This is a genomic window from Mycobacterium lepromatosis (assembly GCF_000975265.2).
GTDB lineage: Bacteria > Actinomycetota > Actinomycetes > Mycobacteriales > Mycobacteriaceae > Mycobacterium > Mycobacterium lepromatosis.
The window spans coordinates 1327966-1341001 of sequence record NZ_CP083405.1 but is presented as its reverse complement, the minus strand read 5'-3'; the positions used below and the strand labels follow the sequence as shown (position 1 = coordinate 1341001).

General features: G+C 60.0%; 11 protein-coding genes and 1 pseudogene. 5 read left to right on the top strand and 7 right to left on the bottom strand.

The annotated features are described in order from the left end of the window. Positions 1–127: 127 nt before the first annotated feature. The 5 genes from MLPF_RS06345 to MLPF_RS06325 all read right to left on the bottom strand — a co-directional run bounded on the left by MLPF_RS06345 (position 128) and on the right by MLPF_RS06325 (position 5741). Positions 128–2155 carry a peptidoglycan D,D-transpeptidase FtsI family protein gene (locus MLPF_RS06345; RefSeq protein WP_045842784.1) on the bottom strand — a complete coding sequence of 676 codons (2028 nt, stop codon included), beginning with the start codon at positions 2153–2155 and terminating at the stop codon, positions 128–130. Then, entirely contained in the window at positions 2152–3291 is a 1140-nt protein-coding gene (gene ftsL / locus MLPF_RS06340) for a cell division protein FtsL (RefSeq protein ID WP_045842783.1), read from the bottom strand. Before ftsL ends, MLPF_RS06345 begins: the two co-directional genes overlap by 4 nt. Then, complete coding sequence (gene rsmH, locus MLPF_RS06335; protein WP_045842782.1) at positions 3288–4406, bottom strand: 16S rRNA (cytosine(1402)-N(4))-methyltransferase RsmH; 1119 nt, start codon at positions 4404–4406, stop codon at positions 3288–3290. Before rsmH ends, ftsL begins: the two co-directional genes overlap by 4 nt. 127 nt (positions 4407–4533) lie before the next feature. Beyond that, a complete protein-coding gene (gene mraZ, locus MLPF_RS06330; RefSeq protein ID WP_045842781.1) occupies positions 4534–4965 on the bottom strand; it encodes a division/cell wall cluster transcriptional repressor MraZ in 432 nt (143 codons plus the stop codon). A 371-nt stretch (positions 4966–5336) separates the two neighbouring features. Further along, positions 5337–5741, bottom strand: a complete 405-nt coding sequence (locus MLPF_RS06325) for a DUF3040 domain-containing protein (protein ID WP_045842780.1) — start codon at positions 5739–5741, stop codon at positions 5337–5339. A 320-nt stretch (positions 5742–6061) separates the two neighbouring features. On the opposite strand from MLPF_RS06325, the gene MLPF_RS06320 reads away from it, so the two are divergent. Next, a complete protein-coding gene (locus MLPF_RS06320; RefSeq protein ID WP_045842779.1) occupies positions 6062–6694 on the top strand; it encodes a GNAT family N-acetyltransferase in 633 nt (210 codons plus the stop codon). Positions 6695–6821: 127 nt separating this feature from the next. Further along, the gene (gene lppM / locus MLPF_RS06315; RefSeq protein ID WP_156147018.1) at positions 6822–7493 is read left to right on the top strand and encodes a lipoprotein LppM; all 672 of its coding nucleotides are present in this window, start codon (positions 6822–6824) and stop codon (positions 7491–7493) included. Here lppM and MLPF_RS06310 read toward each other — a convergent pair. After that, complete coding sequence (locus MLPF_RS06310; protein ID WP_045842778.1) at positions 7485–8399, bottom strand: mycobacterial-type methylenetetrahydrofolate reductase; 915 nt, start codon at positions 8397–8399, stop codon at positions 7485–7487. The genes lppM and MLPF_RS06310 overlap by 9 nt on opposite strands. Before the next feature lie 280 nt (positions 8400–8679). Here MLPF_RS06310 and MLPF_RS06305 point away from each other — a divergent pair. Together MLPF_RS06305 and MLPF_RS06300 are read left to right on the top strand one after the other, a co-directional pair. Further along, positions 8680–9743, top strand: a pseudogene (locus tag MLPF_RS06305) (polyprenyl synthetase family protein). A 13-nt stretch (positions 9744–9756) separates the two neighbouring features. After that, positions 9757–11268: an alpha-(1->6)-mannopyranosyltransferase A gene (locus tag MLPF_RS06300; protein ID WP_045842777.1), complete on the top strand. Its 1512-nt coding sequence runs from the start codon at positions 9757–9759 to the stop codon at positions 11266–11268. Here the strand turns inward: MLPF_RS06300 and MLPF_RS06295 are convergent. After that, positions 11265–11669: an Rv2175c family DNA-binding protein gene (locus tag MLPF_RS06295; RefSeq protein ID WP_045842798.1), complete on the bottom strand. Its 405-nt coding sequence runs from the start codon at positions 11667–11669 to the stop codon at positions 11265–11267. The genes MLPF_RS06300 and MLPF_RS06295 overlap by 4 nt on opposite strands. A 125-nt stretch (positions 11670–11794) precedes the next feature. Here MLPF_RS06295 and MLPF_RS06290 point away from each other — a divergent pair, with 125 nt between their 5' ends. Then, on the top strand, positions 11795–13024 hold the full coding sequence (locus tag MLPF_RS06290) for a protein kinase domain-containing protein (RefSeq protein ID WP_175266364.1): 1230 nt from the start codon (positions 11795–11797) through the stop codon (positions 13022–13024). Positions 13025–13036 lie beyond the last annotated feature (12 nt).

The following is a 13036-nucleotide window of genomic DNA, read 5'->3' as shown; positions in this document are numbered from 1 at the left end:
GACCAGCGATGACACCCTACCCGGGCGCACCGGCTCCAGCACAGGACGGCGAAATCGACGCTAACGCGAAAATGAGCAAGTAAACGTCACGCTCTAACTAACGCCGACGTCGGCGATGCCCACACCGCTAGGTGGCCTGCAACGTCAACGGTGGTCCCGGATCCGGGGATAGCGGCACGTTCTCACGTTGCATCAGCCAGCCCGCGACGTTATGGAAAAGTGGGGCCGCACTATGACCGGGCGTACCATCCGCATTGCGCTCGGGGTTGTCCATCATGGTGCCGATGACGTAGCGGGGATTGTCGACGGTAGCCATTCCGGCAAAGGTAATCCAGTAGACATCGTCAAAGTAGCATCTGCAGGAGGGATTAACCTGCTGCGCAGTACCTGTCTTGCCGGCAATCTGATAGCCGGATACCCCGGCCGCGGGCCCTGTGCCCTGCTGGTAACCCATCGGATCGCTTTGCACCACGGCGCTCAGCATCTTCCGCACAGTCTGGGCAGTCTGCTGCGACACCACCCGAATGCCGTCCGGCCGCGGTTCTTGCGTCCGCGTGCCGTCAGCTGCGATAGTAGCCTTAATAATCCGCGGTGGTATGCGCACCCCGTCATTAGCAATAACCTGATACATTCCGGTCATCTGTAGCAAAGTTGTCGAAAGACCTTGCCCTATAGGCAAGTTCGAAAATGTGCTGCCCGACCATTGGTCGATGGACGGTACCAGCCCCTCGCTCTCACCGGGCAACCCCACACCGGTGCGTTGACCTAAACCGAACTTGCGAACCATGTCGTAAAAGCGTTCCGGTCCGACACGCTGGGCCAGCATCAACGTGCCGACGTTGGAAGACTTTCCGAACACTCCAGTGGTGGTGTAGGGCACCACACCGTGCTCCCACGCATCATGGACGGACACACCACCCATCCGGATCGAGCCAGGAACCTGCAACACCTCATCGGGAGTAGACAACCCATATTCAATGACCGCGGAGGCGGTGATGGCCTTATTAACTGAGCCCGGCTCAAATGGCGAGGAAACCGCCAAGTTACCCAGCTGTTTATCGCCTTGGCGACCAATGTCTTGCGACGGATCGAAGGTGTTGTCGTTGGCCATGGCAAGTACTTCACCGGTCTTGGCATCCAGGACGACAGCAGAAACATTATGGGCGCCGGACAAATTCTTTGCCTGCTGCACCTGTTGCTGCACGTAGAACTGGATGTCGTCGTCGATAGTGAGCTGAACGGTCGAACCGTTGACCGCCCGGTGCCGATTGCGATAGCTGCCAGGGATAACCACGCCGTCGGACCCACGGTCGTAGGTGACCGAACCGTCGGTTCCGGACAACACGGAGTCCAGGGAGTCCTCAAGACCCAGCAACCCGTGGCCGTCCCAGTCGATGCCGCCGACGATGTTAGCCGCTAGCGATCCGCCCGGATACTGGCGCAGGTCCTGCCGTTCAGATCCGACTTCGGGATATTTTGCGGAGATCGCCTCGGCTACGGCAGGATCGACGGCGCGCGCCAAATAGACGAAATTGTCGTTGCTTTGCAGCTTCTTCAGCAGCGACGGACCATCGGGTTTGTTGCTCAACCGACCCGCGACCTCCTTGGCGATATCTTTCAGGCGCTGCTGCGGGTCAGGAGCGGATGGCATTTTCTGTTTGGCTTCCTCCAACTGCTGGCGAATTTTCTTTGGCTGAAACGTCAACGCGCGTGATTCGGTAGTGAAAGCAAGTTGCTCGTTGTTGCGGTCGGTGATACTTCCGCGGACCGCCCTTTCGACGTCAGTGACCCTGAGTTGTCCGGCCGCCTGTGCACGCAGACCCGCGGCATTTGAGACCTGCAGGCTGAACAACTGCGTCGCCGCTACCAGCATCAACGCGAAGATAACCACGTTGCCGCCTCGATGTCGGAAGATGAAAGATGGACCGTCAGTTCCTACTTTGACCACCTGCCGAGTGCGCCGCTTCCGCGCTGAATGACCCGCCGTTACTACATCCGGCGTGACCGCTGGACGAGATTTTTTGGTGTCCTTGGCTTTCCTAGCTTTCTCTGGCTGACTAAGCCGCTTCGGTTGCCGAACAGGCGGTGTGCTGGAGCTGTTCCCCAGCTGTGTCGACCTCGACGAGCCGGGGCGGTGAGCGTCGCCGCGTCTCACCGCAACGTCCCTGGCGCTGTGGCCGTAACGGGGCCGAACTGCTCACCGTTAGCCGGCGCGGGCACCGGGGTCGTCGATATAGATATAGCCGGACCCGTGGCTGCGGGAGGCATCAGCTCCGGTTGCAGCCGAACTGGCACTTCCTCCGGTGCCGGCGCGGGCACTGGTACGCGCATCGCGCCGCTTGGAATTGACAACCCCGGCGTCGGCATCAGCTCCGGGACCTGCACCTGCCCAGCGACCGGTCCGTTGGGTATACCGGGTAACTGCGGAAGTTCCTGAGGTAGATGTTGACCGCCCAAAGTCGTTGCACCGTCAGGAGCGCGCAACAACATCTCCGGTCCAGACCTCGCCGGCGGGGATGGGTCACCGGGGCCCGGTACCACCCGAACCGGGACCTCCAAGGGACTTGCCGACGGTTTCAGCGACGGAGGACCTGTGTCAGGAAGCTTCGTGTTCAACGGCGGCGGCGGAACGCCGTCGGCTGGCTTGGGCATACCTACAACCACCCAGTTACCTTCCGGGTCCTGGACCAAGTGGGCAGTATCCTTGGTCGGGATCATACCCTGCTTGCGAGCCGCCTCGGCCAGCGCCGGCGCAGATTCTGCTTCGCGCACATCACGTTCGAGCGCTTCCTTCTGTTGCTGCAACATCCGAGCCTGCTCACGGGCATCGCTAAGCTGGTACGAACGCTCAGCAGAATCAGTGGACAACCACAGCGTGAGGCCCAGCCCAACGCCGAGAGAACTGATTACCAGCACAACAAACGGAACTTTGTTCGCCAATGTCCGCGGACTCAGGTCTATCAATGCCAACCGGGCGACCAAACGCTCACCCAACCGAGAGCGGACAACTTTGGGCGCCTTGGCTTTCCGTGCCTTTGCCCGCGCCTTAGCCTGCGTGGTGCTTCTGGGACGAGCTGGCCGCTCGACCGGTCGAGACATCGGGCTGGTTCGTGGGCCAGATTTCGGCACCCCGACTTCACGGGCGGAAGCCGAGATCTTGCCAGCGTGCGTTCGGAGGCGACGTGACCCCGCATCATTAGCAGTGCGCTTGCCACTGCGGGCAGCATCGTCGCGTCCACCCGGACGACCACTGCCGCCACGGCGGATCGACATGTCACGCTGAGCCTTCATGAGTCGCCCCTCCTAGTTGGCTGCTGCGGTTCCACTCCATGCTCGGTTCGTTGTAGGGCCCGTAATCGCACGGCGGCACTGCGGGGATTGCGTTCGATCTCAGCAGCATCTGCGTGTTCAGCGCCGCGCGTCAACAACCGGAATCGCGGTCCATGGCCCGGAAGTTCGATCGGGAGGCCCGCCGGCGTGCGAGAGGCGACCGCGTCGGCAAACACGCGTTTGACTATCCGGTCCTCGAGCGACTGATAGGCCAGCACCACGAGGCGCCCGGCCACAGTTAGCGCATCCAGCGCAGCGGGAAGGCCGTTGCTCAGCGAGTTCAACTCGTCGTTGACCGCGATCCGCAGTGCCTGAAACGTGCGCTTGGCCGGATGGCCGCCGGTGCGCCGGGCCGGCGCCGGAACCGCCTGGTACAAAAGAGCTACCAGCTCGGCAGTCGAAGTGAACGGAGTGTGGGCACGCCGGCGGACGATGTACGCAGCGATGCGGCGTGCGAATCGCTCCTCACCATACCGGCGAAGGAGATCGGCTAATGCGGCCTCGTCATAGTTGTTGACGATATCGGCCGCGCTAACAGGTAACCCCGGGTCCATCCGCATGTCCAACGGCACGTCTTGAGCGTAGGAAAAACCTCGCTCGACACGGTCCAGCTGCATGGACGAGACACCTAGATCGAACAGCACGCCATCGACCGATTCCACTGCGGCATAACCAAATTTGTTCAGTGCCACAGCGAGGAGGTCATAACGCGTATGGATTAACGTGACCCGGTCGGCAAATCGCATTAGCCGAGTCCGGGCGATATCCAGGGCGCTCGGGTCGCGGTCAAGTCCAATCAGCCGCAAACCCGGAAATTCGGTCAGGAATCGCTCTGCATGCCCACCAGCGCCGAGGGTGGCGTCCACCAGGACCGCATTGGACCCATCAGCATGATGGCGGGTCAACGCAGGGGTAAGCAGCGTGACACACCGTTGCGCAAAGACAGACACATGCCCGAAAACACTTGAGCCGTTAGCCACCTCGCCACCTCCCCTGGCTTGGCGGCACCTGTTGCCTCTCGGAACCGCCCCGAGGAATGCAAACATCTCCGCATTGTGGTCTCTGTCCGAAGGCACGACCCTGGCGTTGGGGAAGTACGCCAGGGTCGTGCCTTCGGACAGAGACCACAATGCGGAGGCATCCGCCTTAGATCTCGTGGCGATCGCAAGAGCGGCGGAGCCGGATGCAGCGAATCGCCACCCACTAGATGATGTCGTCAAGTGCTTCATCGCTGGCCGCGGAGAAGTTCTCTTCGTGGGTCTGTCGGTAGTCATGCCAAGCCTGTGCGTCCCAGATCTCAAGGTAATCGACGGCTCCAATCACCACGCAGTCCTTGGAAAGGTTGGCATAGCGACGGTGGTCGGCCGACAACGTGATACGGCCTTGCAGGTCGGGATGTTGTTCGTCGGTTCCAGCGGCGAGATTGCGCAAGAACGCCCTGGCTTCGGGGTTTCTTCGCGACACCTTGCTAGCTCGGCGCGCTAGCTGCTCGAATTCCGCCCGGGGATAGACAGCCAAGCTGTGGTCTTGGCTCTTGGTTACCATCAAACCCCCTGCCAGCGCATCGCGGAATTTGGCGGGCAACGTCAGCCGCCCCTTGTCGTCGAGTTTGGGCGTGTAAGTGCCGAGAAACACCTGCTGACCTCCCGTCAAGACCGTGTCCCGCCTCGCCCAAACACTTCAGTCACCATACCCCACAATCCACCACTTTGCCCCATAAAGACCCATTTAATAGGGTAGAGCAATCGAATTTTTGCGGCTATTCACCACCTCGAGGCCGAACCAGGGGCACCCGAAGACACCTCCCAACCCGATCGGAACATCAGAAACCGCATTTCAAAGCCCTAAAACACGGTACGGGCACCCTGGTGTAGCCCAGTGGAGCTTGGATCAGGCCCTTCACGGCTCACTGTGCTCCCGAATCGGGCTAACAGTGAGCTCGGGGAACGAAACGGGGCAGCCAGTGGCTGCCCCGTTATATGTGTGTAGGTCGGCTGGGGGTTCCGCTATTCATCGAAGCGACGCCGGAACCGATCCTCCATACGACTAGTGAACGATCCCGCTGCGCCCTTCGAACGACGCTGACGCGATGTCCCAGGCGCCGAACCCGGGTGGTTCGCCCTGCCGAACAATCGCGAACCGGTAATGGCAAACACCACACCACCAAACATCACGACAAAGCCAAAGACGCTAAGAATCGGAAAGCTTCCGATCATGGTGGCCTTAAATGCAACCCCACAAACCAACATCCCCAGACCAATGACAAACAACGTCGCACCTTGGGTGCGCCGCCGCGTGGTCGGTGTACGCACCCCCCCACCGCGTACACTCGACACGAACTTGGGGTCTTCGGCGTAGAGAGCGCTCTCGATCTGATCGAGCATCCGCTGCTCATGATCGGAGAGTGGCATTCGTCCCTCCTTGCCGACAGGTTAACACGTAACTATCGATAGAACGCGGATGCCCGTTGGTGTGGGCAACTAACTTTCAATGATACGAGGTCAACCTATGCCATACCACTGATTCTCGGTCGATTCTATCCAAGCCGCACCGCCATGACGACACAGCCCGGAATCCCCATGGGCCATGAACTACTTACGGAAGCAAGCCGGGTCGTCGATGTGTTGCTACACCCCTTCGTCGGTTGACGGCCATGCCATCCGATAATGATTGCATAGATACATCTCACCGAGTCATTGGATATTGGTATTACTGAGGAGGACACCACGAATTGGCGATATTCCTTATCAATTTGTCGCCAAACGAAATGGAACGGCGCCTCAGCGAGGCCTTGGACGTCTATGTTGACGCGATGCAATACCCACGGGACACCGAAAATCTACGTGCCGGAATATGGCTGGAGCACATCTGGCGACCGGGCTGGCAAGCGGTGGCCGCCGTCGAGGTCGGAATTGAAGCAACAGACTTAGCCGACACGGCCGACAGTCCTACCCATCCGACGCCGTCAGCTGACGAACTAAGCAACGCACCATTGCTCGGCGTGGCCTACGGCTACCCTGGGGCACCGGGTCAGTGGTGGCAACAGCAGGTTATCCGGGGCTTGCAACGCGGTGGCTTGCCAACGCTTGAAATCGCTCGGCTAATGACCAGTTATTTCGAGTTGACCGAATTGCACATTCATCCTCGTACCCAAGGCCGCGGCATCGGCGAAGCATTGACCCGCCGGCTGCTCGCTAATCGCCGTGAAAACAACGTGCTGCTCTCCACACCAGAAACTAACGGCGGAACCAACCGAGCGTGGCGATTATACCGGCGGCTGGGTTTCATGGACATCATCCGCTGCCACTACTTCGCTGGCGATCCACGGGCATTCGCAATCTTAGGTCGCGCTCTTCCGCTGTAACAGTGCGGTCCCCGACGTGCTCTTCGGAGGGGTCGCCGAAACGACTCAACGAGTCTGGCACGATGACCTGGTGCTCGCCAGACTCCCCCCGGTGTTCACCCGAGTATGCACCGCTCGGTGGCGGCGCATGCTGGCCGGCGCACTGCTACTGGTGTTGGTGCCGTTGGCTACCGGATGCTTGCGGGTCAAGGCCTCGATCACCATTTCACCTGACAACCTAGTATCCGGGGAGATCATCGCCGCGGCAAAACCGAAAAATAACAATGACACTGGCCCACGGCTTAACGGCAATTTGCCGTTCAACCAAAAGGTGTCGGTATCGAACTACGATAGCGATGGCTATGTCGGGTCACAAGCGGTGTTCTCCGACTTGACGTTCGCCGAGTTGCCGCAGCTGGCCAACATGAACTCCAGCGCCGCCGGCATGAACCTGTCGCTGCGCCGCAACAGCAACCTGGTGATCCTGGAAGGCCGGGCAGATCTGACCTCGGTGACCGATCCCGATGCCGACGTCGAATTAACCGTCGCCTTCCCCGGAGTCGTGACGTCCACCAACGGTGACCGCATCGAGACCGAGGTTGTGGCGTGGAAACTTAAACCAGGCGTAGTTAGCACCATGAGCGCACAAGCCCGCTACACCGATCCCGATACCCGTTCCTTCACCGGAGCCGCCATCTGGCTGGGTATTGCATCGTTCTCGGCTGCCAGTGTGGTCGCGCTGTTGGCCTGGAGCGAGCGAAAACGCTCCGCGGGACTGCAAGTACCGCGGGACAGCTCGTCCCGATCCCGGTTATGTTGACTCGCCCGACTGTCCCACGCAAGCTGGTGGCCAATAGGAAACCATCTCCGCGAAGGTATCGAAAGCCGCTGGGGACATACCATACGTCGCTTCGAAATGGATGCTCAGTGGAAAGCCTAGTTCGGCGACGCCGTCTATCACGCGCTGGTACAGATCGAGCATGAGTTGTCGCTTTTGAGCAGGTTCGCTGCCCGCCAACCGTTTGACGAACTCCTGCTCACCGGCCACTGCGGCATTTCCCAAGTCCTGAATAAGCCAATTAATCAAGCCGACCCGGCTTTCGGCCTTCGGCACGAAGCCGAACGACAGCAAGAGTTCGGGCCGATGGTCGGTGTGCTTGGCGAACTCGGTAAGAAAACGCACGATTGCATCGGAATACAGCAACTGGGTCATGCCGTAGGTCGCGCCCTGATTGCACTTGAAATTCAGCCGACCCTGCTCGCCGTCCCTGGTGGGGATGACGATCACGCCACGGTTAGCCACCAACTCACGATACATCGACAAGGCGTCGGTCGGTGCGACACCGGAGCCCTCACCGTCATTCATCGTGCGCGGTACACCGACAAAAACCACACCCTCCATGCCGGCAGCGGATAGATCGGCGAGCCGCCGACCCAGCGATGCCTCATCCATGAACGCTGTGACCTGAGTGCACAGCCCATTGATCCCGGGCAACTCCGGTCTGACCATCGACCAGAAGTCGAGCACGTCCAGCTTTGGCTTCATCGGAATGGGCCGATCGTCTTCCTCGACTATCATCCCCGGAATCATCACGTGCCGAATCCGGCCGCTAAGGCCGGATTCGGCGGAGTATTGAACCACCTTGCGCGCATCTTCGACTGCCCGCTCCTGACCATGGTCCACGTTCGGTGGCACCAGCTCGAGCGCGATGGTGTTGAGGGTCACACGGCTCCTCGGGTATCAAATGACTAGTTTTCTTCCGGCGACGCCACGCTGCGCCAAACCTATCGTGCTGGGCCAGACGCGCCAGCTAACGCAGGTCTTCTGGCCAGCATAGGGGCAAAGCTATGAGGTTACGTCGAAGCAACGTGGGCCACCACAGTTAGTTAGCACCGCCCGAGCCACACGAAAACATCCACGCCACCACTGTGGAATACACTGGACACACCGAACGGAAAGGGGCATCGAGCTGAGCATAGAATCGGCCACGACCGTCGAGTTGACCATGTACCATTCTACCTGCCAATTGCGACAATGTCTGCGTGATCGGCGCGACGAGGCCGCCTAAATACGTGGACCTGGAGGCAGCTACTGCAGCAATTTGCTCACAGGTTTCGAGGATTTTCGTGCTGAGCGGGGGCAAACGACTGCGGCCGGCCTTCACCTACTGAGGTTGAGCAGGCCTTCGCGACCTGAAGCCCCAATAACGCTGTGTTGCTTCATATTTTTCGCGTTGGAATTGCTGCATGCTTTCACGGCTACTGCACGACGACGTGATCGACGAGTCCTCGACCCAGTGGCAGGCCAGCGGCCCACGTGCGATTCGCGGTACTGCATCGCGGCCGAAACTGGCGGGGAACGCTCGATCAGTTCGGGAAGTCGGCAGCCACCCTGATTGGCAACCCGGCGCAGGTCTGGACCTATGACATCGTCTCCTAAGTCTGCAGAGCAGACCGACCGCCCGACGTCGAGTCGCGAGCCCAGCACGTATGGACCGATATCCGCATCCCGGTGCTGGGCGGGCAATACCTCGACATCGTTGCCGAGGCCAGCGTCACGGAGTCGACCGCCTCAGCGATGTTCGTCACCGTCTACAAGACCGCTTGCTACACGGTGTCGCGACCGCTACAACTACGGACTAACCACGCCGATAGACCCGGACATTGCGGTCATCTTCGGCCAGGTTGAAATGGACCTGGGGGTAGCGTTCCAGCTACACGACGATGTGCTCGGCTTGTTCGGGGGCTGATCCTGAGGTGACAGGACAACCGTCAGGCGATGACCTGAGGTCCGGCAAGTGCACCGTGTTGGCGGCGGAGGCAATAGTATTGGCAGGTACATCAGATCCCTCAGCAACCAACCTGTTTCGGACCTCGATTGGCACCACACTCACTGAAGCACAGGTGCGCGAACTACGCGAGGTCATCGAGTCAATGGGTGCATTGACCACCACGGAGGACCGTATCGCCGCACCCACCTACAGCGCGCTGACCACGCTAGCGGCTGTACCCATCCACAACGGCAGCCAGGGCAAGACTGTCCGAATTGGCTACCAGGGCCACGACCTGATGCGCTTGAACTGATGACCACTCCGACGTGCACACCGGAAGCAGACTCGCCGAAAAAACGATATATCAACCAATATTTTTCACGGCTTCGTAAGTTCGCCGCCGGCCCGGAGTCCGGACCCGCAAAGCTTGGGTTGCTGGGTTCGCTGCTGATCACCACAGGCGGGTTGGGGGCAGGCAGCATCCGCCAACACGACCCACTGCTCGAATTGATTTGCATGTCCTGGCTGCGCTTCGGCCACGGATTGGTGCTGTCGTCGATTTTACTGTGGATGGGAGTGAGCCTGATGCTCATTGCTTGGCTACGACTGGGCCGACGTGTCCTGGCGGGCCAAGCCACCGAGTTCATGATGCGGGCCACCATCGGCTTCTGGTTGGCGCCGTTGCTGCTGTCGGTACCAGTCTTCAGCCGGGACACCTACTCGTATCTCGCTCAGGGCGCGCTGTTGCGCGACGGCCTGGATCCCTACCTGGTTAGTCCGGTCGGCAACCCGAATGCTTTGCTGGACAACGTAAGTCCCATTTGGACGATAACCACCGCACCCTACGGTCCAGCATTCATTCTGGTTGCGAAGTTCGTCACGCTCACAGTGGGCAACAATGTGGTGACCGGAACCATGCTGCTGCGCTTGTGCATGCTGCCCGGATTGGCACTGTTGATCTGGGCCACCCCTCGACTGGCATACCATTTCGGCGCCAACGGCGCAACCGCGCTGTGGACCTGCGTTCTCAACCCGCTAGTGCTCATCCATCTGATGGGCGGGGTTCACAACGAGATGCTGATGGTGGGCCTGATGACCGCTGGCGTCGCACTAATCTTCCAGGGCCGCAATGTCGCGGGTACCGCCCTCATCACAGTCGCAATCGCAGTCAAGGCGACCGCTGGAATCTCATTGCCCTTCATGGTCTGGGTGTGGATGCGCCAGCTGCACGACCGACGGAGCTACCGACCAGCCCAAGCTTTCTTGGCGGCCACTGCGACAGCACTGTTAATCTTCGCTGCAGTGTTCGCGGTATTGTCCACTGTGGCCAGTGTAGGCTTAGGGTGGCTGACTGCGCTGGCCGGATCGGTGAAGATCATCAACTGGCTTACCGTACCGACCGCGGTAGCGAACCTGGTAAACGTTCTGGCCAACGGTTTCTTCGCCACCGACTTCTACGGCGTGCTGCGGGTGACCCGGTTTATCGGAATCGTAATCATCGCGGTATCGCTGCCACTGTTGTGGTGGCGATACCGCCGCAACGACCGATCCGCGCTGACCGGTATCGCGTGGTCAATGCTGATTGTGGTGCTGTTTGTTCCCGCTGCTCTGCCGTGGTATTACTCGTGGCCACTGGCGGTAGCAGCGCCGTTAACCCAGTCACGGCAAAAGCTGGCAACCATCGCAGGGTTCTCCGCCTGGGTCATGGTAATTTTCAAACCCGACGGATCACACGGCATGTATTCATGGCTGCATTTTTCACTAGCCACAGCCTGTGCACTAATAGTCTGGCACGCGCTCTATCAAGCGCCAGATACCGCTTAATACGCCATAGCCTGCGCTCGGCGCACTACTTCCCGAGCCTGATGGGCATGCAACGCGTCAACGGGACGGGCGTTGCTAACGACATCCCGACTACCGTCGCGAGTGAGGGTAAGCGACGGATCTGGAGTGAATAACCAACGCAAAATTTCAGTTTCATGAAAATTGCCATCATGCAAGATCGTCAAAAGTCCAGGCAGGCTTTTCGCCACCGCACCGGAATTGGTGAAAAAAATCTGCGGCACTACCAAACCATCGCCACGTCGCAAGGCAACCAAATAGCCTTCTCGCAACTGTTGGTGCACTCTGCTGACCGGTATACCGAGTAGCTCAGCGACCTGGGTCAGGTCGTATGTTGGCTCGTCGGGCTCCAAAACGTCGTCACCAGCTGGAATACTACCCACCGTGCAAGTGTAGAAGCTGGCACGCACAATGAGCCTAAATTCTCACGCCCAACCCCGCTTACCACACCTATGATGGTCCGGTGGAAACGACTGAATTACCTGGAGCTTCCCCAGGCCGTGCCAGTCTGCATCAGGACCCGTTGGACAGCGCGTTGCTCGATGGCCGTTACCTCCTAAAAGCCAAGATCGCCAACGGCGGCACCGCGACAGTGTACCGCGGCGTCGACATCCGGCTCGATCGCCCCGTCGCGGTAAAGGTGATGGACTCTCGCTACGCTGGCGACGACCAGCTCCTGACCCGCTTTCAGCTCGAGGCCCGCTCCGTCGCACGGCTGAAGGACCCTGGGCTGGTCGCAGTCTACGACCAAGGCCTAGATGGCCGTAACCCATTCCTGGTGATGGAACTCATCGAGGGTGGCACGCTGCGCGAACTGCTGGCCGAACGCGGCCCGATGCCACCACACGCCGTCGTGGCGGTGCTTCGCCCGGTGCTAGGCGGCCTGGCAGCCGCCCATCGATCAGGCCTGGTGCACCGCGACGTCAAGCCCGAAAACATCCTGATTTCCTACGACGGCGAAGTCAAGATCGCCGATTTCGGATTGGTACGTGCCGTCGCAGCCGCTGGCATCACCTCGACAAGTATCATCCTGGGTACCGTGGCCTACCTGTCCCCCGAGCAGGTCCGCGACGGCGACACCAGTCCCCGCAGTGATGTTTACTCTGCGGGGATCATGACCTACGAGCTGCTAACCGGACACACACCGTTTATCGGCGACTCGGCGCTGTCGATCGCCTATCAAAGGCTGGAGACCGATGTCCCCCGCGCCAGCGCGGTGATTACCGGTGTACCACCGCAATTCGACGAGCTGGTGGCACACGCGACGGTCCGCGACCCTAGCGGTCGATATGCCGACGCGATAGAGATGGCCGCTCACGTGGACGCCATAGCGGAGGAATTGGCGCTGCCGCCATTCCGAGTACCCGCGCCGCGCAACACCGCCCAATACCGATCGGCGGCACTGCACCGCAGTCGCGTGGTCGAGCGGCCAGTTGAGCAACACGTGCAGCCGGCCGTAAACGCACCCATACCTCAACCCACCCACCAGTTTACCCGCAGACTGGGGGACTGCTCGGCGCGAAGAAGACTAGCTGAGCCCGATATCGACTCCCCCGACGAGTACGAGTACGAACCGGTGTCAGTCCAATTCGCCGGTATCGCAATCAGCGAATTCATCTGGGCACGACAGCACGCTCGCCGGATGGTGTTGATCTGGGTAGGGGTGGTGATGGCAACCGCCGGGTTGGCTGCGACAGTGGCATGGACAATCGGAAACCACCTGAGCGGACTGCTTTGAGCGTTAAAGTAC